Raw genomic sequence first — 19,160 nt, 5'->3', positions numbered from 1 at the left:
CTATACTGCCTTCCACCAGAACCTACTTGCAATACACAATATTGTAAATATAATTGTAAAGACGGCTCCAAGAAAATCTCTATTTGTAAGATGCAGTTCTTTCATTCTTGTTCTGCCTTCCCCACCTCTGTAACATCTTGCTTCCATTGCCATTGCGAGCTCATCTGCTCTTCTAAAAGAGCTAATAAACAGCGGTACTAGTAAAGGTATTAAATTCTTTGCCCTATTTAGTAAATTTCCACTTTCAAAGTCTGCTCCTCTTGCCTTCTGAGCTTTCATTATTTTATCAGTTTCATCCATAAGCGTGGGAATGAATCTTAATGCAATAGTCATCATCATAGCAAGCTCATGAGCAGGAACTCCTATTTTTTTAAATGGACTTAACAATTTTTCTATACCATCTGTAAGCTCTATAGGTGAAGTTGCCAAGGTCAATAAAGAAGTTCCTATAATTAAAAATGTTAGTCTCAGTATCATAAATGAGGCTAGCACTAAGCCCTCTCTATATATTCTTATAACTCCATAATGGAATATGGGTTCCCCAGTTCCATTTGTCATAAGTATATTAATTAGGGCTGTAAATAACAATAACACGAAAATCGGTTTTAAGCCCTTATAAATATACCTGAAAGGAATTTTAGATACAGCAATTGAAATAGCAGTAAATGCAATAACAAAAATATATCCTTCAAAATTATTGACTAAGAAAAGGGATATAACATAGACTATAGAGATTAATATTTTAACTCTAGGATCTAACTTGTGTACGAAAGATTCTCCAGGAATGTATTGGCCAATAGTAATATCTTTAATCATTTTCAGCCCCCCTTAAAACCTTTAATATCTCTTTCTTAGCTTGATCAATAGTATATGCTTCTTTAGATACAGGAAAACCTTTTTCATTAAGGCTTCTCATTAAATATGTCACTTGTGGTACAGCTAGCCCTACACTTTCCAAAGTGTCTATTTCATTAAATATTTTACTTGGAGGTCCATCTAATATGCATTTACCCTTATGCATTACTAATATTCTGTCTGCCACCTTAGCAACATCTTCCATGCTGTGTGAAACCAATATTATTGTCATATGGTATTCATTATGAAGAAGTTTAACTTGATTTAAAATATCATCTCTGCCCTTAGGATCTAATCCTGCAGTTGGCTCATCTAAAATAAGCACAGAAGGCTCCATAGCTACAACTCCTGCAATAGCTACTCTTCTTTTTTGTCCTCCGCTTAAATCAAAAGGAGATTTATCTTTATAGGTCTCATAGTCAAGCCCAACCATTTCCATAGCTCTTCTAACCCTTAAACTTATATCAGCTTCAGAAAGGCCCAAATTTTTTGGTCCAAAAGCTATATCTTTTTCAATTGTCTCTTCAAACAATTGATATTCGGGATATTGAAATACAAGGCCAACTTTCTTTCTAATATCACTAAGCTTTACGCCTTTTTCAGTAATGTCAACATCATTAACATATATTTTGCCACTGTCAGGTTTTAAAAGTCCATTAATATGTTGTATTAATGTAGACTTTCCGGAGCCTGTATGACCTATAAGTGCAACAAACTCTCCATCCCCTATTTGTATTGATACAACATCTAAGGCTTTTTTTTCAAATGGAGATCTTTTCATATAAGTATGTGTTAAATTCTCTATTTTAATTGGCATAATGCACTCACCATCTCATTTATCGTTAATATATCTGTATTAATATTTATTCCGCTTTTCTTAAGTTCATAGGCAAGCTCAGTTACCTGCGGAACATCCAAGCCAATCTTTTTCATTTCAGAAACATGATTAAAAATTTCCCTAGGTTTTCCCTGCATAATAATATTGCCTTCATCCATAACTATAATTCTATCTGCCTCAGCAGCTTCTTCCATAAAATGAGTTATAAGAATAATAGTAATTCCAAAATCCCTATTTACCTGCTTTATTGTCTTCATAACTTCTCTTCTGCCTATAGGATCCAGCATAGCTGTTGGTTCATCAAAAACAATACACTCTGGTCTCATTGCTAATATGCCTGCTATGGCTATTCTCTGCTTTTGTCCACCAGATAATAAATGAGGAGCATGTCTGCTGTATTCCAGCATATCAACAGTTTTTAAAGCCTCATTTACTCTTTTTCTAATTTCTTTAGGTTCTATACCCAAATTTTCAGGTCCAAAAGCCACATCCTCTTCCACAATAGTTGCTACTAATTGATTATCAGGATTTTGAAATACCATACCTGCTTTATTTCTAATGTTCCAGACCTCTGATAGATTTGATGTATCTAGGCCATCCACAAAAACTTTTCCACCACTAGGTAAAAGTAAGGCATTGATATGTTTAGCTAGAGTTGACTTTCCAGAACCATTACGTCCTAGGACAACTAAAAATTCACCTTTTTTAACCTCTAAATTTATGTCATTAACCGCTACTTTTCCAGCAGTATTATCTTCAGAAGTATACTTGTACAGAAGATTCTTACACTCCACCATATTGTTATTCATAAAAAACACCTCTATTGCAAAAAAGGGACTAAGCTAGTAACTTAATCCCTTTCTACATTATACTAACTCTAGTATAACCATTTCTGCTCCGTCGCCTCTTCTTGGACCTACTTTGTACATTCTAGTATATCCACCGTTTCTTTCAGCGTACTTTGGTGCAACCTTTTCAAATAAATCATTTACTACTGTTTCCTCAGTAACAAAAGCAAGTACTTGTCTTCTTGCATGAAGATCTCCTCTTTTTGCAAGAGTAATCATCTTTTCTGCAATATTTCTAGTTTCCTTTGCTCTAGTATCAGTAGTTTCTATCTTTCCATGCTTAAGAAAACTTGTAACTAAGTTTCTAAGCATTGCTCTTCTTTGGTCTGTAGGACGACCTAACTTACGATATCCTGCCATGTCTTTACCTCCTTTTATAAACTCGTGAAATACGAATCAATTTAGAAAGTTAAGTTATTTATAAGACTCATTTGAAATTACAAACAGAAGCCTTATTACTCTTCACTTATCCTTAAGCCTAGTCCTAAAGCATCAAGCTTTTGCTCAACTTCTTCTAAAGACTTTTTACCTAAGTTTCTTACCTTCATCATATCATCCATAGATCTCTGAGTTAATTCTTGAACTGTATTAATTCCAGCTCTCTTTAAGCAATTATAGCTTCTAACAGAAAGATCAAGTTCCTCAATAGTCATTTCTAAAACTTTTTCCTTCTTATCTTCTTCTTTTTCAACCATAATTTCTACATTATTTGCATGATCAGTTAATGTAGTAAATAATTTAAAGTGCTCTATAAGGATCCTTGCAGATAATCCTATAGCTTCATCAGGCTTAATAGTACCATTAGTCCATATTTCTAGAGTTAATTTATCATAGTCAGTTATCTGACCTACTCTTGTATTTTCAACAGTGAAATTAACTCTTTTAACTGGTGTATAAATTGAATCTACAGGAATAGTATTTATTGGTAGATTCTCATTCTTATTCTTAGTTTGAGAAACATAGCCTCTACCCCTATCAATAATAATTTCCATATAAAGCCTACCATTATTATCTAAGGTTGCTATATGTAAATCTTTATTGATTATTTCAACATCTCCATCAGTTTTAATATCTGCTGCTGTTACTTCGCCTTCGCCTTTAGCATCGATGTAAATTGTTCTTGGACCCTCACCAATCATTGTAATTGCTAAACCTTTAATATTCAGCACCAATTCTGTTACATCCTCTTTTACCCCTTGAACAGTTGAAAATTCATGAAGTACATTTTCGATTTTCACAGAAGTTGCTGCAACACCAGGTAGTGAAGATAATAAAATTCTTCTAAGCGCATTGCCTAATGTAATGCCATATCCACGTTCTAAAGGTTCAACTACGAATTTACCATAGCTGCCATCTTCATTAAGCTCAGTACATTCAATTTTTGGCTTTTCTATTTCTAACATTTTTATAACCCTCCTTATTTATTAATTTATCTCTATTATGAGGGCAACTGATTCCTTTTTATTACTTGCTATATAACTCAACTATTAATGTTTCATTTACTGGAATGTCTATGTCAGCTCTAGCTGGTTCAGCAACAATTTTACCTTCTAAATTTTCTACATTTCCTTGTATCCAATTTGGAAGAGCTTTAGGATTTTCAGCAAATACCTTGAATCTCTCGCTGCTTCTGCTCTTTTCTGAAACAGTTATAACATCGCCTACAGAAACCTCAAATGATGGAATATCCACCTTTCTTCCGTTTACTAAGAAATGTCCATGATTTACTAACTGTCTTGCTTCTCTTCTTGAAGATCCATAACCTAGTCTAAATACTACATTATCGAGTCTCATTTCTAGAAGTTTTAAAAGATTTTCACCAGTGATTCCCCTCATTCTTTCAGCCTTTTCATAGTACTTTCTGAATTGACCTTCAAGTAATTCGTAGATTCTCTTAGCTTTTTGTTTTTCTCTTAATTGAACACCATAGTTAGATAACTTTTTCTTACCTTGTCCGTGCTGTCCTGGTGCATAGCCTCTTCTAGCAAATGCACATTTATCTGTATAACATCTATCCCCTTTGAGGAATAGCTTCATTCCTTCTCTTCTGCATTGTCTGCAGTGAGCTCCAGTATATCTTGCCATTAAATTCTACACCTCCTGTATATATATGTGAATGCAGCTGCAAATTAAACTCTTCTTCTTTTAGGTGGTCTGCAGCCATTATGTGGTATTGGAGTTACGTCTTTTATTAGAGTTACTTCTAACCCTGCAGCTTGAAGAGATCTTATTGCAGCTTCTCTACCTGCTCCTGGTCCTTTAACATATACTTCAATACTTCTTAAGCCATGTTCCATTGCTGCCTTAGCAGCTACTTCTGCTGCCATTTGAGCTGCATATGGAGTGCTTTTTCTTGATCCTCTAAAACCTAATCCACCTGCACTTGCCCATGATAAAGCGTTTCCGTTTTTATCAGTAAGTGTAACTATAGAGTTATTAAAAGTGGATTTAATATGTGCAGCGCCGTGTTCAACGTTCTTTCTTTCTTTTCTTCTTCTAGTCTTTTTAACTTTAGACTGAGCTGCCATTTTCATACCTCCCTATTATCTCTTCTTTTTAGCCCCCATAGCTCTCTTTGGGCCTTTTCTTGTTCTTGCATTAGTCTTTGTTCTTTGACCTCTAACAGGAAGTCCTTTTCTATGTCTTATTCCTCTATAACATCCTATTTCAACTAATCTCTTAATGCTAAGAGATACGTCTCTTCGAAGATCTCCTTCAACCTTGAAGTTCTTGTTAATGTAGTCTCTAAGTGCATTAACTTCTTCTTCAGTTAAGTCCTTTACTCTTGTATCTGGATTAACTCCAGTTTCTTTTAGTATATTTTTTGAACTTGGTAATCCTATACCGTATATATATGTTAGACCTATTTCAACTCTTTTTTCCTTTGGTAGGTCAACACCTGCTAATCTTGCCATTAAATCTTACACCTCCTAGGTTTTAATCAAAAGTACATACTTATTAATGAATATATATATATTAAAGCTTTAGGTCAATAGATTTCATCTATTGTCAGCCGCACCTAAAACAGTATTAACATTTACTAGCCTTGCTTTTGCTTGTGCTTAGGATTTTCACAAATAACCATGACTCTTCCTTTTCTCTTTATAACCTTGCACTTTTCACAAATTGGTTTTACTGATGGTCTTACTTTCATGGCTAACCCTCCTTATTACTTCGCTCTCCAAGTTATTCTACCGCGAGTTAAGTCATATGGAGATAACTCCACAGTAACTTTATCACCTGGTATAATTCTTATGAAATTCATTCTTAATTTTCCTGATAAATGTGCCAGTATTTCGTGACCACTTTCTAATTCAACTCTAAACATAGCATTAGGTAGTGCTTCTAATACCTTACCCTGCATTTCAATTACATCATCTTTTGACATAAGGTAATCAAACCTCCTCCTTAGAGCTCATTCTTTCTATAACCTTTTTTACTGTACTATTACTAACCTTATCTCCTGCTTCTAAAATTTCTTTAATTTCTTCAACAGTATCATTTGTAATATTTAGGTGCTTTATCTTTTTCTTCTTAGGTCTTTCTGCAGGCCTTAGCTTCCCATCTGAAATATAGACATAATCCTTATTTATTATACCTAGTATTATAAAAAGTTTATCTTTATCTCTACCAGATATTGAATAAGCTAGCCTTCCCATTAAATCCAAATTAGTCAAATAAACCACCTCATTAGACAAGTGTTAGAATTTCCGGTCCGTTCTTTAAAATGGCTACAGTATTTTCATAATGTGCTGACAGGCTGCCATCAGCTGTTACAACAGTCCAGTCATTAGCCTGAACTTTCACATCATAATTACCTATATTAACCATTGGCTCAATAGCTAATACCATGCCATGTACTAGTTTGGGCCCTCTTCCTGGTCTTCCAAAGTTAGGTACCTCAGGATCTTCATGCATATCTCTACCAATGCCATGACCTACAAAGTCACGAACAACTGAATATCCATAGCTTTCAACATAATTTTGTACTGCAGCAGATATATCAGTAAGTCTATTACCTACATAGGCCTTTTCTACAGCCTTAAAAAAGCTATCTTTAGTAACTTGAATTAGCTTCTCTGCCTCTGCAGAAACTTTTCCTACGGGAATAGTCCTTGCCGCATCTCCTTGGTAGCCATTTAATATAGCCCCACAGTCAATACTTATTATGTCACCTTCCTCTAATACCCTGCCACTTGGAAATCCATGTACTACTTCTTCATTAACAGAAGCACATATGGAAGCAGGAAACCCATGATAACCTTTGAACGATGGCTTTGCATTATGACTCACAATGAACTCTTCTGCTATTCTATCAATTTCAGCCGTGGTTATTCCTGGCTTTATTACTTGTTCAAGTCTTGCTAAGGTTTCTCCAACAAGCCTACCCGCATTCCTCATATACTCTATTTCTAAATCATTTTTTATTATTATCATTAAATATCTCTCCCTAGGATCTCACAAATATTCTTAAATACATCATCTATTGATTGAGTTCCATCAACAACTACAAGCTTATTTTTCTCCTTGTAATAATTAATTAAAGGCTGAGTTTGTAGATCATAAATCTCAAGTCTTCGTTTTACAGTGTCTTCCATATCGTCTACTCTTTGAACAATATTACTGCCGCAGTAATCACATTTTCCTTCTACAATAGGAGGATTAAATGTTTTGTGATAACTTGCTCCGCAAGAGAGACAAACTCTTCTTCCACTCATACGATTGATGATAAATTCATGTGGGACATCAATTAATAAAACATAATCTAGTTCTTCATTCTTCTTTTCTAAGTACTGGTCAAAAGCTTTTGCCTGCACAATTGTACGTGGAAAACCATCTAATAAGTAACCATTTCTACAATCCGGCTGCTCTAATCTTTCCTCAACTAAGACGATTGTGATTTCATCAGATACTAATTGCCCTTTATCAATGTCCTTCTTTGCAACAATACCTAGGGGTGTCATTTCCGAAATATTCTTCCGGAAGATATCACCAGTAGATATGTGAGATATTGAAAATTTACTGCTTATTGATTTTGCTTGAGTGCCTTTCCCAGCTCCAGGAGGCCCTAATAATACTATTTTCAATTGCACCATCTCCAGAAAGTTATTTTAAAAATCCGTGATAATGACGCATTACTAAATGGGATTCCATTTGTCTCATAGTATCCAATGCGACACTAACCATAATTAATAAGCTAGTTCCTCCAAATTGAATACCTTGGAATTTAGTATACCCCTGCATAATTACTGGAAAAACAGCAATAATTGCAGCAAAAGCTCCGCCAATTAGTGCTACTCTAGTCAAAACTTTTTCAATATACTTTGCTGTATTATCACCTGGTCTTATTCCTGGAATAAAACCAGAGGATTTATGCATATTTTCAGCCATTTCATCAGGTTTAAATGTAACTTGTGCATAAAACCAGGAAAAGAATAATATCAATAAAAAGAACACAATGGAATACATCCATGAGTTAGTTTTAAATGGACTAAATTTCCCGGTTGTTATTACTTGAAACACAGTTGAATTTGGCCAAAACTGTGCAATTGTAGCTGGAAATTGCATAACTGAAGTTGCGAAGATAATCGCAATAACTCCAGTAGCATTCATATTTATCGGTATATGAGTTGATTGTCCTTTAAAAGACTTATTCCCAACTGTTTTCCCTGCATATTGAACAGGTATTCTTCTTTCAGCCATACTCATCACAATAACTGCTAATAATAAGACTGCGATAACTGCTATAAACATTATAACCTGTACTACGTTAACTTCTTCTGCCTTTTGGAGTCCCGCAACTTGATAAATTGATAAAGGAAGTCTTGATATAATATTAATAAAAACTAAAAGAGAAATACCATTACCAAGTCCTTTAACTGTTATCTGATCACCTAGCCACATTAGGAATATGGAGGCTGTTGTAACAGTCAACATTATAATAAATACACTCAAAGCTGAAGTGTCTTTTAGCGCATGTTGATTTGCTATTAACACATAAGTCGTAAAAGACTGTAATATAGCAAATCCAACCGCTGCATATCTAGTATAATTTTGAATCTTTTTTCTTCCATCTTCACCCTCTTTAGAAAGCTGCTCTAAATAAGGTATTGCAATAGTTAATAACTGAAGAACAATAGATGCGTTAATATACGGAATAACACCCATTGCAAAGATATTAAACTTACTGAAAGCACCACCTGAAATTAAATCATAAAATCCTAGTAGAGTTCCTGAGTTAGCAATGTTCTGCAGTGCAGTATTGTCAACTCCTGGAACTAAAATATGATTTCCGATTCTATATATTGCAACGAAGAATAAAGTGTATAATAATTTTTTCCTTAAGTCGGGAGTTCTCCATGCATTACGTAGGGTTGATAACATTTATACCACCTCAATTTTTCCCCCAGCCGCTTGTATTTTCTCAGCTGCAGTTTTAGTAAATTTCGCTGCTTTAACTGTCAAGCTCTTCTGTAAATCCCCATTTCCAAGTACTTTTACACCATCATATAATTTGCTTACTACTCTTTTTTCAAGTAATAATTCTGGTGTTACAACAGTACCATCTTCAAAAATATTTAATCTATCAATATTTATAGCGGCATATTGTTTTGCAAATATGTTAGTAAAACCTCTCTTTGGAAGTCTTCTAAATAAAGGCATCTGACCACCTTCGAATCCAAGTCTTACTCCGCCGCCTGATCTAGACCATTGTCCTTTTTCACCTTTTCCGGAATTTCTACCTAATCCTGATCCAGTTCCTCTACCAACTCTTTTAGGACTTTTTTTAGCGCCCTCAGCAGGTTTTAAATCTTGAAGTCTCATCATCTACACCTCCTCAATTATACTTCTTTTACTTCTAAAAGATAGTTTATTTTATTTATCATACCTCTTATTTGAGGAGTATCCTCTTTTTCAACGCTCTTACCAATTGTTCTTAGTCCAAGAGCGTTAGCTGTAGCTATATGACTGTCTAATCTTCCTATTAGACTCTTCTTTAGTGTAATCTGTAACTTAGCCATAGTCAAACCCTCCTAACCTAGAATTTCTTCAACGGTCTTGCCTCTAAGCTTAGCTATATCTTCAGCTGTTCTTAGACTTGCTAAACCATTAATAGTAGCATTAACCATGTTTCTTGGATTATTAGATCCAAGAGACTTAGCTCTAACATCTTTTAATCCTGCAAGTTCAAGAACTGCTCTAGCAGGACCTCCTGCAATTACTCCAGTACCTTCGGAAGCAGGCATTATAAGAACTTTACCTTTACCAAATTCTCCAGCTATTTGATGAGGAACTGTTGTTCCAACGATAGGTACATTAACAAGATTTTTCTTTGCATCTTCAATACCTTTTCTTATAGCTTCAGGAATTTCTATTGATTTTCCAATGCCAACGCCAACGTGGCCATTTTCATCTCCAACAACTACAAGAGCGCTGAATCTGAAATTTCTACCACCTTTAACAACCTTAGCAACTCTATTTATAAAAACAACTTTTTCTTTAAGCTCTAGTGTGCTAGGATCAATTCTCATTTATTTCCCTCCTTTTTTTAGAATTCTAGTCCATTTTCTCTTGCGCCTTCTGCAAGTTCTTGTATTCTTCCGTGATATATAAATCCGCCTCTATCAAATACTACAGACTTAATTCCTTTTTCTGCTGCTCTCATGGCAATAAGCTTACCAACTTCTTTAGCTGCTGCTTTATTACTTCCAACACCGTTAAAATCTTTATCTAATGTTGAAGCTGCGGCTAAAGTTACTTGAGCAACATCATCAATGATTTGAGCATATATGTTTCTTTCACTTCTATATACTGCTAATCTAGGTCTTTCAGCAGTTCCAGAAACCTTTTTACGAATTCTTAAATGACGTCTAACTCTAGCTTCTTGTCTATCATCTTTTCTAATCATGAAGTACACTCCTTTCTCTATTTGTCAATACTCTAAATTACTTTATACGCATTGACTTATGATTACCTCATTTATTTCTTACCAGTTTTACCTTCTTTACGTCTGATAACTTCATTATCATACTTAATACCCTTACCTTTATATGGCTCAGGTTTTCTCCAAGTTCTAATATCTGCTGCTATAGCTCCAACTAATTCTTTATCAATACCTTTAACGATAATTTTTGTAGGAGCTGGGGTTTCAAAATCTATTCCATTAACTGCATTTATTTCAACTGGATGAGAATATCCAAGGCTTAATACTAATTTCTTACCTTGAAGTGTTGCTCTATAACCAACACCAACTAACTCTAAAGTTTTCTGGTATCCTGTTGTAACACCAGTAACCATGTTATTAACTAAAGCTCTAGTTAAACCGTGAAGAGCCTTTTGTTCTTTTTCATCATTATTTCTAGTTACAACTATTGAATTATTTTCAAGAGCTATATTTACTTTTGTGCTCATAGCTTTAACAAGCTGGCCTTTAGGTCCTTTTACAGTAACAACGTTATCTGGTGTTATTGTAACATTAACACCGGTTGGTATAGCTACTGGAAGTTTTCCTATTCTTGACATTGATTACACCTCCTCTGTTAAACTACCAGATGTAGCAGATAACTTCTCCACCTAGTCCTAATTTTCTTGCATCTCTATCAGTAAGGATTCCCTTAGAAGTAGAAATTACTGCAACTCCTAGTCCATTTAGCACCTTTGGAGTCTCATCTTTTCCACAATAAACTCTAAGTCCTGGCTTAGAAATTCTTCTAAGTCCTGTTATTGTTCTTTGCTTATTAGCACCATATTTCATTGTAAGTCTTAACATAGGTACGGAACCATCATTATATTCCTCTATGTTTTTAAGATATCCTTCTTGTAGCATTATATTTGCAACAGCCTTCTTTATATTTGAAGACGGAATTTCTACCATTTCATGTCTAACCACATTAGCATTTCTAATACGGGTTAGTAAATCTGCAATAGGATCTGTCATTGCCATTGATTTGTGCCTCCTTTCATTCAATAAGTTCTATTACCAGCTTGCTTTCTTACATCCAGGTATTTGACCTTTGTATGCAAGCTCTCTAAAACAAATACGGCATATTCCAAATTTTTTTAATACAGCATGTGGTCTTCCACAAATTCTGCATCTAGTGTAAGCTCTAGTTGAATACTTAGGCTCTTTATTCCACTTTTCTATCAAAGCTTTACGTGCCACGTTTTTCCCTCCTTAATTACTGAGCAAATGGCATTCCAAGGAATCTTAATAATTCTCTTGCTTCCTCGTCAGTCTTCGCAGTAGTAACAAATATTATATCCATACCTCTTACTTTGTCAATTTTATCATATTCAACTTCTGGGAAAATTAACTGTTCCTTAATACCTAAGGAGTAATTTCCTCTTCCATCAAAAGACTTATCTGAAATTCCTCTAAAGTCTCTAACTCTTGGCAAAGCTACATTCATAAGCTTATCAGCAAATTCAAACATTCTGCTCTTTCTTAGAGTAACCTTACAGCCTATTGGCATGTTTTGTCTTATTTTGAAGTTTGCTACTGATTTTTTAGCTCTTGTTAATATTGGCTTTTGGCCAGTAATTAATTGCATATCAGCCATAGCTGATTCAAGAACCTTTGCGTTTTCTTTTGCTTCTCCAACGCCCATATTTACAACAACTTTATCAAGCTTTGGAACTTCCATTATATTTTTATATCCAAACTTTTCCATTAAAGCTGGAACAACTTCTTTTTCATATTTTTCTTGTAGTCTAGGAACCATTAGTTATACCTCCTTTCAAACATTAAAATGTTTCTCCGCACTTCTTACATACTCTAACTTTAGTTCCATCATCAAGTATCTTATGGCTTATTCTTGTTACATTCTTGCAGTGATTGCAATATAACATAACTTTAGAACTAAATATTGGTGCTTCTTTCTTAACAATTCCACCCTGCATATTTGTTTTGCTTGGTTTTGTATGCTTGCTAATTATATTAACACCTTTTATTAGAACTTTACCTGTCTTAGGTAATACTGCTAGAACTTCGCCAACTTTGCCTTTGTCCTTACCTGATATAACCATTACAGTATCTTTTTTTCTAACATGTAATTTATTATTTTCCATTATAGCCACCTCCCTGTCTTATAGAACTTCAGGTGCTAATGAAAGAATCTTTGTATATTCTTTATCCCTTAGCTCCCTAGCAACAGGTCCAAAGATACGAGTCCCCTTTGGCTGTTTATCATCTTTTATTATAACTGCTGCATTTTCGTCAAACTTTATATAGGATCCGTCAGCTCTTCTTAATCCTTTTACAGATCTAACAATTACTGCCTTTACCACATCACCTTTTTTAACAACTCCGCCTGGTGTTGCACTTTTAACGCTAGCAACTATTACATCACCAATGTTTCCATACTTTCTCCAAGATCCACCTAAAACTCTAATGCACATAATTTCCTTTGCACCAGTGTTATCAGCTACCTTTAACATTGTTTGTTGCTGTATCATGTAAATACCCTCCTTTCAGTGTTAAAGCTATTTAGCTTTCTCAACTATTTCAACAAGTCTCCATCTTTTATCCTTTGATAATGGTCTTGTTTCCATTATTAAAACTCTATCATTTAATTTTGCTTCATTATTCTCATCATGAACTTTAAACTTAGTAGTTCTATTCATTGTCTTACCATATAGTGGATGACGTACTTTCGTTTCAACAGCAACAACTACTGTCTTATCCATTTTATCTGAAACAACTCTACCGATTTTTGATTTTCTTATTCCTCTTTCCACTTGGACACTCCTCCTTCCAGTATTACTGTCTTAATGCCCTTAATTCAGCTTCCCTAAGGATGGTCTTAATTTGGGCTATGGATTTTTTAACTTCTCTAATTCTCATTGGATTTTCAAGTTGCCCAGTAGCTAGTTGAAATCTTAAGTTAAATAACTCAGCTTTTAGGCTATTTAATTTTTCTGATAAATCTTGAGGAGTATTTTCTCTAATATCTCTTAACTCATTAGCCTTCATTAATCTCACCACCCATTTCCTCAAAATCTCTTCTAGTAACAAACTTAGTTGAAACTGGAAGTTTGTGTGATGCAAGTCTCATTGCTTCTCTAGCAACTTCTTCAGACACACCTGATAATTCAAATAAAACTCTTCCTGGTTTAACAACTGCTACCCAGAATTCTGGTGAACCTTTACCGGAACCCATACGAGTTTCAGCTGGCTTTTCAGTAACTGGTTTATCTGGGAAAATCTTTATCCAAAGTTTTCCCCCTCTTTTAACATATCTATTTATTGCAATTCTCGCAGATTCAATTTGATTACTTGTAATCCATCCTGGTTCAGTAGCTTGAATGGCAAAATCTCCGTAAGCTATAAAGTTTCCTCTTGTAGCTTTTCCTCTCATATTGCCGCGTTGAACCTTACGATGTTTAACTCTTTTAGGCATTAACATATCGTAATCCTCCTTCCTTATGCGTTAGCTACTTCCTTATTAACTTTCTTTGTTGGAAGTACTTCTCCTTTATAAACCCAAACCTTAACTCCTATTTTTCCATAGGTAGTGTCAGCTTCTGCAAATCCATAATTTATATCAGCTCTTAAAGTTTGTAGTGGAATTGTTCCTTCATGATATCTTTCAGACCTTGCAATTTCAGCTCCGCCAAGTCTTCCAGAACACTCAGTTTTAACTCCCTTAACTCCTTGCTTCATTGCTCTTTGAATAGTTTGTTTCATTGCTCTTCTAAAAGCTATTCTTTTTTCTAATTGTTGAGCAATATTCTCAGCCATTAATTGAGCTTCAGTCTCAGGATTTTTCACTTCAACAATGTTAATTAAAAGTGTTTTATCTCCAACCATAGAAATTAACTCTTTTTTTAGTGCTTCAATTCCTTGGCCACCTTTACCAATAACCATACCAGGTTTTGCAGTAAATATGTTAAGTTTAACTCTCTTAGCAGCTCTTTCTATTTCTATTTTTGATATTCCTGATTGGAATAGTTTTGCTTTTACAAATTCTCTAATTTTATTATCTTCTATAATATAATCTGAAAAGTTTTTGTTATTAGCATACCATTTAGCATCCCAATCTTTTATTACACCAACTCTTAGTCCGTGTGGATGTACTTTTTGTCCCACTAGATATCCCTCCTTCTTACGCTCTTTCTTTAACTACTAGAGTTATGTGACTTGTTCTCTTCTTTATGCTGAAAGCTCTTCCTTGTGCATGTGGTCTAAACCTTTTTAATACTGGTCCTTGACCTACATATGCTTCAGCCACATATAGTCTATTAACGTCTAAGTTTAAATTATTTTCCGCATTAGCTACAACAGATTTTAATAGTTTATTAACTACTACAGCAGCATCCTTCGGAGTGTATTGTAATATAGCAAAAGCTTCTTTAACATTCTTATTTCTTACTAGATCAAGAACAATTCCAACCTTCATTGGAGACATTCTTATATATTTTGCAATAGCTTTAGCTTCCATTGATTGTGACCTCCTTCCCAAGACTATTTTATTCCAGTCTTCTTTTCTGTTCTATCTACATGACCTCTATAAGTTCTAGTTAGTACAAATTCTCCTAACTTGTGCCCTACCATATCTTCTGATATGTAAACAGGAACGTGCTTTCTTCCATCATGTACAGCTATTGTATGACCAATCATTTGTGGAAATATAGTTGAACTTCTAGACCATGTCTTAATAACTTTCTTTTCTCCAACTTTGTTCATTTCATTTATTTTCTTTAATAATCCCTCATGAACAAAAGGTCCTTTCTTAACTGATCTACTCACAGATATTGCCTCCCTTCATTCTACCATCTTATATTAGACAATAATTTAGGAAGAGAATTAAACATTCTCTTCTAAATTATTTAGTATTCCTTCTCTTAACTATTAATCTATCAGAGTACTTCTTATGCTTTCTAGTCTTATAACCAAGAGCTGGTTTGCCCCATGGAGTAAGTGGTCCTGGATGACCTATTGGAGATTTACCTTCTCCACCACCATGTGGATGGTCATTAGGATTCATAACAGATCCTCTAACAGTTGGTCTAACACCTAAGTGCCTCTTTCTTCCTGCATTACCAAGGTTAACAATTTCATGAGTTAAGTTTGAAACTGTACCGATTGTAGCTCTGCATTCAATACGAACATATCTCATTTCGCCGCTTGGAAGTCTTAGAGTTGCATAATTTCCTTCCTTAGCCATAAGCTGTGCTGAAGCACCTGCACTTCTTACTAGTTGTGCTCCTTTACCAGCTGTTAATTCAATGTTGTGAATTATAGTACCTACTGGTATATTCTTTAATGGTAATGTATTACCAACAACTATATCAGAATCAGCACCAGATACAACTTTATCTCCAACCTTAAGTCCTACTGGAGCAATGATGTATCTCTTTTCACCATCAGCATAAGTAACAAGTGCTATATATGCTGATCTATTTGGATCGTATTCTACTGTAGTAACCTTTGCTGGAATACCATCCTTATCTCTTTTGAAATCAATTAATCTATATTTTTGTTTTGCACCACCACCGTGATGTCTAACAGTTATTTTACCTTGATTATTTCTACCTGCAGTCTTCTTTTTTGCTACAAGAAGAGATTTTTCTGGTATGTCTGTTGTTATCTCTTCGAAAGTAGGCATAGTCATTTGTCTTCTAGAAGGTGTGGTAGGATTAAACTTTTTAACTGCCATTCGTGATTCCCTCCTTCTTTTAGCTTTTCTGGCGCTCAGCCAATACCTGCATTATTAATTACATTCCTTCAAAGAACTCTATTGATTTGCTATCTGCAGTTAATTTAACAATAGCTTTCTTGTAATCTGGTCTCTTACCCATATGAACACCAACTCTTTTGTTCTTACCCATGATGTTCATAACTTTAACTTCATCAACTTTTACACCGAAAACATCTTCAATTGCACTTTTTACCATAGTTTTATTTGCATGTACGTCAACTATGAAAGTGTATTTTTTATCTGACATAGAAGCCATACTTTTTTCAGTTATTACTGGTCTTCTAATAATATCATAATTAGTTAGCTTCATTATGCATACACCTCCTCAATCTTAGATACAGCATCTTTAGTAACTATGCATTTTTCATATTTTAATAAGTCATAAACATTAATATTATTAACTGGTATAATTTCTACACCTTCAATATTTCTTGCTGACTTATAAACATTTTCATTTACTTCTGCAGTAATTATTAATGTTTTCTTTACATCAAAAGCATTAAGCATTGCAGCAACTTCCTTAGTCTTAGGGGCAGCTAACTCTAAGCTCTCTAAAACAATTAGGTTATTGTCAACAACCTTTGTTGATAAAGCAGCTTTTAGTGCAACTCTTCTCATTTTCTTAGGTATTGACATACTATAATCTCTTGGCTTTGGTGCAAATACAATACCACCATGAATCCATTGTGGTGATCTTGTTGAACCTTGTCTAGCTCTACCAGTTCCCTTTTGTCTCCAAGGCTTTATACCACCTCCAGAAACTTCAGCTCTAGTCTTTGCTGATTGAGTTCCCTGTCTTTTATTTGCAAGCTGAGCAACAACAACTTGATGCATTGCATATGTGTTAATTGGAGCAGCAAATATGTTTTCTGATAATTGGATATCTCCAACTTTTTGTCCTTCTTTATTAAACAATCCTACTGTAGGCATTCTGTATCCTCCTTTCTACCAAAACTTAAGCTTTAACAGAGTTTTTGATTACTACTAAACCCTTATTTGGACCAGGTATTCCACCTTTGATAAGAATTAAATTCTTTTCTGGCATTACCTTTGCAACTTTTAGATTTAATACTGTAGTATTAACATTACCCATGTGTCCTGGCATTTTTTTATTTTTAAATGTTCTTGATGGATAAGATGATGCACCCATTGAACCAACAGCTCTATGGAATTTAGATCCGTGAGTCTCAGGTCCTCTATGGAAGTTCCATCTTTTTATAACTCCAGCAAATCCTTTTCCTTTTGATATTCCTGAAACGTCAACTTTATCTCCTGCTGCAAATACGTCAGCCTTTATTTCCTGACCAACCTCATATTCTGCGGAATTTTCAAGTCTTAATTCCTTTACATATCTTTTTAAGGAAACCCCTGCCTTTGTGAAGTGTCCCTTCATTGGCTTGTTTCTTAAACTTTCTCTTACTTCACCAAAACCTACCTGTATTGCTTCATAACCATCATTTTCAACAGTTTTCTTCTGAATTACAACGCATGGTCCTGCTTCAACAACAGTAACTGGAATTACTTTTCCGTTTTCATCAAATATTTGAGTCATACCAAGCTTTTTACCTAGTATAGCTTTTTTCATAACCTTTGCACCTCCTAAACATATTAGCGGATTGCCTAGCAATCATAATAGTTCAAATTAATTTCGTACAATCTTATGTACGACTAAAGTTTTATTTCAATATCAACACCTGCTGGCAAGTCTAATCTCATTAGAGCATCAACAGTCTTTGGTGATGGACTGATTATGTCTATTAATCTCTTATGTGTTCTAATTTCGAACTGCTCTCTTGAATCTTTGTACTTATGTGGAGCTCTTAAGATTGTAATAACATCTTTTTCAGTTGGTAGTGGAACTGGTCCAGCCACCTTAGCTCCTGTTGATTTTGCAGTTTCAACGATTTTTTCAGCTGATTGATCCAATATATTGTGATCAAAAGCCTTTAACCTGATTCTGATTTTTTGTTTTGCCATTTTATTTTCCCTCCTTTTCATCGCACGCTTTACTTCCTACGCACAACAGCGGATGTTCCGTAAACTGCTCCGGGTGTTTCATATAAGAAAACGCAATAAACACTTTACAAAACTCCGTCGCTTAGTTCTTGACCAAGCATACTCAGCAAAGAATTTCCCGGAAGTCGGCTACCTCTTGCTTCATCGCTGTTATAACATCGCAACTATTATATTATACAATAGAACTATTTCTTTGACAAGTATTTTTTTATTCTTGTCATACCGTAGAGAAATTAAGCATATTCATTTAAAATAAAGAAAAGAACTTCTTAAAAAATAATCTCAAGAAGTTCTTAACTTTGGTGCAGGCGAAGGGAGTCGAACCCCCACGCCGTAGGCGCTAGATCCTAAGTCTAGTGCGTCTGCCATTTCCGCCACGCCTGCATAATATATGGTGACTCCTAGGGGAATCGAACCCCTGTTACCACCGTGAAAGGGTGGTGTCTTAACCGCTTGACCAAGGAGCCATTTATTGGCGATTACCTACTCTGCCACTTAGTCGCCCAAGCAGTACCATCGGCATCTCAAAGCTTAACCTTCGTGTTCGGTATGGGAACGGGTGTAACCTTTGCATCATCATCACCAACTATTTCTTACATTACATAAGAAATTAGAAAGTTTGTATACTGGGTAATTTGAACTCGCCCATTCCCATGGGCTAAATTACCCATCAAATGTCATTTAGACATTTGATCTCTCAAAATTGCACAGATTAAATTATTTGGTCAAGCCCTCGACCTATTAGTATTAGTCAGCTGAACATGTCACCATGCTTACACCTCTAACCTATCAACCTTGTGTTCTTCAAGGGGTCTTACTAGCTTACGCTATGGGAAATCTTATCTTGAGGTGGGCTTCACGCTTAGATGCTTTCAGCGTTTATCCCTTCCTAACATAGCTACC

Annotated in this window: 35 protein-coding genes, 2 tRNA genes and 2 rRNA genes; all 39 read right to left on the bottom strand. The window is 34.9% G+C overall.

All coding sequences use genetic code 11. The features are described from left to right. Positions 1-816 (bottom strand): energy-coupling factor transporter transmembrane component T family protein, encoded by an 816-nt coding sequence (locus ACJDUH_RS00195; protein WP_406763129.1) that lies wholly within the window; start codon positions 814-816, stop codon positions 1-3. Continuing rightward, positions 809-1,672, bottom strand: coding sequence for an energy-coupling factor transporter ATPase (locus ACJDUH_RS00190; RefSeq protein WP_406763128.1), 864 nt, complete (start codon positions 1,670-1,672; stop codon positions 809-811). The genes ACJDUH_RS00195 and ACJDUH_RS00190 overlap by 8 nt, the downstream gene beginning before the upstream one ends. After that, on the bottom strand, positions 1,657-2,502 hold the full coding sequence (locus tag ACJDUH_RS00185; protein ID WP_406763127.1) for an energy-coupling factor transporter ATPase: 846 nt from the start codon (positions 2,500-2,502) through the stop codon (positions 1,657-1,659). Before ACJDUH_RS00185 ends, ACJDUH_RS00190 begins: the two co-directional genes overlap by 16 nt. Positions 2,503-2,559: 57 nt before the next feature. Next, positions 2,560-2,901 (bottom strand): 50S ribosomal protein L17, encoded by a 342-nt coding sequence (rplQ, locus tag ACJDUH_RS00180; RefSeq protein WP_406763126.1) that lies wholly within the window; start codon positions 2,899-2,901, stop codon positions 2,560-2,562. Between the two features lie 95 nt (positions 2,902-2,996). Further along, the gene (locus tag ACJDUH_RS00175) at positions 2,997-3,944 is read right to left on the bottom strand and encodes a DNA-directed RNA polymerase subunit alpha (RefSeq protein WP_406763125.1); all 948 of its coding nucleotides are present in this window, start codon (positions 3,942-3,944) and stop codon (positions 2,997-2,999) included. 61 nt (positions 3,945-4,005) lie between these two features. Further along, positions 4,006-4,626 carry a 30S ribosomal protein S4 gene (rpsD, locus tag ACJDUH_RS00170; RefSeq protein WP_406763124.1) on the bottom strand — a complete coding sequence of 207 codons (621 nt, stop codon included), beginning with the start codon at positions 4,624-4,626 and terminating at the stop codon, positions 4,006-4,008. A 44-nt stretch (positions 4,627-4,670) separates the two neighbouring features. Beyond that, on the bottom strand, positions 4,671-5,069 hold the full coding sequence (gene rpsK, locus ACJDUH_RS00165; protein WP_406763123.1) for a 30S ribosomal protein S11: 399 nt from the start codon (positions 5,067-5,069) through the stop codon (positions 4,671-4,673). Between the two features lie 15 nt (positions 5,070-5,084). Continuing rightward, entirely contained in the window at positions 5,085-5,456 is a 372-nt protein-coding gene (gene rpsM / locus ACJDUH_RS00160; protein WP_406763122.1) for a 30S ribosomal protein S13, read from the bottom strand. A gap of 125 nt (positions 5,457-5,581) precedes the next feature. Next, positions 5,582-5,695 (bottom strand): 50S ribosomal protein L36, encoded by a 114-nt coding sequence (gene rpmJ, locus ACJDUH_RS00155; protein ID WP_003373491.1) that lies wholly within the window; start codon positions 5,693-5,695, stop codon positions 5,582-5,584. Positions 5,696-5,710: 15 nt separating this feature from the next. After that, complete coding sequence (infA, locus tag ACJDUH_RS00150) at positions 5,711-5,929, bottom strand: translation initiation factor IF-1 (RefSeq protein ID WP_406763121.1); 219 nt, start codon at positions 5,927-5,929, stop codon at positions 5,711-5,713. A 7-nt stretch (positions 5,930-5,936) separates the two neighbouring features. After that, positions 5,937-6,218: an RNA-binding protein gene (locus ACJDUH_RS00145; RefSeq protein ID WP_406763120.1), complete on the bottom strand. Its 282-nt coding sequence runs from the start codon at positions 6,216-6,218 to the stop codon at positions 5,937-5,939. Between the two features lie 13 nt (positions 6,219-6,231). Then, positions 6,232-6,978 (bottom strand): type I methionyl aminopeptidase, encoded by a 747-nt coding sequence (gene map, locus ACJDUH_RS00140; protein WP_406763119.1) that lies wholly within the window; start codon positions 6,976-6,978, stop codon positions 6,232-6,234. After that, a complete protein-coding gene (locus tag ACJDUH_RS00135) occupies positions 6,978-7,628 on the bottom strand; it encodes an adenylate kinase (protein WP_406763118.1) in 651 nt (216 codons plus the stop codon). The genes map and ACJDUH_RS00135 overlap by 1 nt, the downstream gene beginning before the upstream one ends. Positions 7,629-7,647: 19 nt before the next feature. Beyond that, on the bottom strand, positions 7,648-8,925 hold the full coding sequence (gene secY, locus ACJDUH_RS00130; RefSeq protein WP_406763117.1) for a preprotein translocase subunit SecY: 1,278 nt from the start codon (positions 8,923-8,925) through the stop codon (positions 7,648-7,650). Beyond that, a complete protein-coding gene (gene rplO, locus ACJDUH_RS00125; protein WP_406764983.1) occupies positions 8,926-9,366 on the bottom strand; it encodes a 50S ribosomal protein L15 in 441 nt (146 codons plus the stop codon). It lies immediately after the preceding gene. Positions 9,367-9,383: 17 nt separating this feature from the next. Next, the gene (gene rpmD / locus ACJDUH_RS00120) at positions 9,384-9,563 is read right to left on the bottom strand and encodes a 50S ribosomal protein L30 (protein WP_406763116.1); all 180 of its coding nucleotides are present in this window, start codon (positions 9,561-9,563) and stop codon (positions 9,384-9,386) included. A 12-nt stretch (positions 9,564-9,575) separates the two neighbouring features. After that, on the bottom strand, positions 9,576-10,073 hold the full coding sequence (gene rpsE / locus ACJDUH_RS00115) for a 30S ribosomal protein S5 (RefSeq protein ID WP_406763115.1): 498 nt from the start codon (positions 10,071-10,073) through the stop codon (positions 9,576-9,578). A 17-nt stretch (positions 10,074-10,090) separates the two neighbouring features. After that, a complete protein-coding gene (gene rplR, locus ACJDUH_RS00110; RefSeq protein ID WP_406763114.1) occupies positions 10,091-10,450 on the bottom strand; it encodes a 50S ribosomal protein L18 in 360 nt (119 codons plus the stop codon). 71 nt (positions 10,451-10,521) lie between these two features. Beyond that, positions 10,522-11,064, bottom strand: a complete 543-nt coding sequence (rplF, locus tag ACJDUH_RS00105; protein WP_406763113.1) for a 50S ribosomal protein L6 — start codon at positions 11,062-11,064, stop codon at positions 10,522-10,524. 22 nt (positions 11,065-11,086) lie between these two features. Continuing rightward, positions 11,087-11,485: a 30S ribosomal protein S8 gene (gene rpsH / locus ACJDUH_RS00100; protein WP_406763112.1), complete on the bottom strand. Its 399-nt coding sequence runs from the start codon at positions 11,483-11,485 to the stop codon at positions 11,087-11,089. A 33-nt stretch (positions 11,486-11,518) separates the two neighbouring features. Continuing rightward, entirely contained in the window at positions 11,519-11,704 is a 186-nt protein-coding gene (locus ACJDUH_RS00095; RefSeq protein WP_406763111.1) for a type Z 30S ribosomal protein S14, read from the bottom strand. Between the two features lie 16 nt (positions 11,705-11,720). After that, complete coding sequence (gene rplE / locus ACJDUH_RS00090; protein ID WP_406763110.1) at positions 11,721-12,263, bottom strand: 50S ribosomal protein L5; 543 nt, start codon at positions 12,261-12,263, stop codon at positions 11,721-11,723. Between the two features lie 22 nt (positions 12,264-12,285). After that, complete coding sequence (gene rplX / locus ACJDUH_RS00085) at positions 12,286-12,609, bottom strand: 50S ribosomal protein L24 (RefSeq protein WP_406763109.1); 324 nt, start codon at positions 12,607-12,609, stop codon at positions 12,286-12,288. An 18-nt stretch (positions 12,610-12,627) separates the two neighbouring features. Next, a complete protein-coding gene (gene rplN / locus ACJDUH_RS00080; RefSeq protein WP_406763108.1) occupies positions 12,628-12,996 on the bottom strand; it encodes a 50S ribosomal protein L14 in 369 nt (122 codons plus the stop codon). 27 nt (positions 12,997-13,023) lie between these two features. After that, on the bottom strand, positions 13,024-13,278 hold the full coding sequence (gene rpsQ, locus ACJDUH_RS00075; protein WP_406763107.1) for a 30S ribosomal protein S17: 255 nt from the start codon (positions 13,276-13,278) through the stop codon (positions 13,024-13,026). Positions 13,279-13,300: 22 nt separating this feature from the next. Next, positions 13,301-13,513, bottom strand: a complete 213-nt coding sequence (gene rpmC / locus ACJDUH_RS00070) for a 50S ribosomal protein L29 (RefSeq protein WP_406763106.1) — start codon at positions 13,511-13,513, stop codon at positions 13,301-13,303. Further along, positions 13,503-13,946: a 50S ribosomal protein L16 gene (rplP, locus tag ACJDUH_RS00065; protein WP_406763105.1), complete on the bottom strand. Its 444-nt coding sequence runs from the start codon at positions 13,944-13,946 to the stop codon at positions 13,503-13,505. The genes rpmC and rplP overlap by 11 nt, the downstream gene beginning before the upstream one ends. Positions 13,947-13,963: 17 nt before the next feature. Further along, positions 13,964-14,629: a 30S ribosomal protein S3 gene (gene rpsC, locus ACJDUH_RS00060; RefSeq protein ID WP_406763104.1), complete on the bottom strand. Its 666-nt coding sequence runs from the start codon at positions 14,627-14,629 to the stop codon at positions 13,964-13,966. 16 nt (positions 14,630-14,645) lie between these two features. Next, positions 14,646-14,981, bottom strand: coding sequence for a 50S ribosomal protein L22 (gene rplV / locus ACJDUH_RS00055; RefSeq protein ID WP_406763103.1), 336 nt, complete (start codon positions 14,979-14,981; stop codon positions 14,646-14,648). A 23-nt stretch (positions 14,982-15,004) separates the two neighbouring features. Continuing rightward, positions 15,005-15,289 carry a 30S ribosomal protein S19 gene (gene rpsS / locus ACJDUH_RS00050; protein ID WP_406763102.1) on the bottom strand — a complete coding sequence of 95 codons (285 nt, stop codon included), beginning with the start codon at positions 15,287-15,289 and terminating at the stop codon, positions 15,005-15,007. A 76-nt stretch (positions 15,290-15,365) separates the two neighbouring features. After that, complete coding sequence (rplB, locus tag ACJDUH_RS00045; protein ID WP_406763101.1) at positions 15,366-16,199, bottom strand: 50S ribosomal protein L2; 834 nt, start codon at positions 16,197-16,199, stop codon at positions 15,366-15,368. A 58-nt stretch (positions 16,200-16,257) separates the two neighbouring features. Then, entirely contained in the window at positions 16,258-16,551 is a 294-nt protein-coding gene (rplW, locus tag ACJDUH_RS00040) for a 50S ribosomal protein L23 (RefSeq protein WP_406763100.1), read from the bottom strand. After that, positions 16,551-17,171 carry a 50S ribosomal protein L4 gene (gene rplD / locus ACJDUH_RS00035; RefSeq protein WP_406763099.1) on the bottom strand — a complete coding sequence of 207 codons (621 nt, stop codon included), beginning with the start codon at positions 17,169-17,171 and terminating at the stop codon, positions 16,551-16,553. The genes rplW and rplD overlap by 1 nt, the downstream gene beginning before the upstream one ends. 25 nt (positions 17,172-17,196) lie before the next feature. Further along, positions 17,197-17,826, bottom strand: a complete 630-nt coding sequence (gene rplC, locus ACJDUH_RS00030) for a 50S ribosomal protein L3 (RefSeq protein ID WP_406763098.1) — start codon at positions 17,824-17,826, stop codon at positions 17,197-17,199. Between the two features lie 83 nt (positions 17,827-17,909). Next, positions 17,910-18,218, bottom strand: coding sequence for a 30S ribosomal protein S10 (rpsJ, locus tag ACJDUH_RS00025; RefSeq protein ID WP_252131656.1), 309 nt, complete (start codon positions 18,216-18,218; stop codon positions 17,910-17,912). Positions 18,219-18,557: 339 nt separating this feature from the next. Continuing rightward, a tRNA-Leu gene (locus ACJDUH_RS00020) sits at positions 18,558-18,641 on the bottom strand. Between the two features lie 8 nt (positions 18,642-18,649). Beyond that, a tRNA-Glu gene (locus ACJDUH_RS00015) sits at positions 18,650-18,724 on the bottom strand. A gap of 3 nt (positions 18,725-18,727) precedes the next feature. Continuing rightward, positions 18,728-18,844 (bottom strand): 5S ribosomal RNA (rrf, locus tag ACJDUH_RS00010). A 134-nt stretch (positions 18,845-18,978) separates the two neighbouring features. After that, positions 18,979-19,160 (bottom strand): 23S ribosomal RNA (locus ACJDUH_RS00005); the annotation flags it as partial.

Source organism: Candidatus Clostridium radicumherbarum (assembly GCF_045310525.1).
Classification (GTDB): Bacteria; Bacillota; Clostridia; order Clostridiales; family Clostridiaceae; genus Clostridium_AT; species Clostridium_AT radicumherbarum.
The sequence above is the reverse complement of the archived record's forward strand: the minus strand, read 5'-3'. Positions and strand labels throughout refer to the sequence as shown.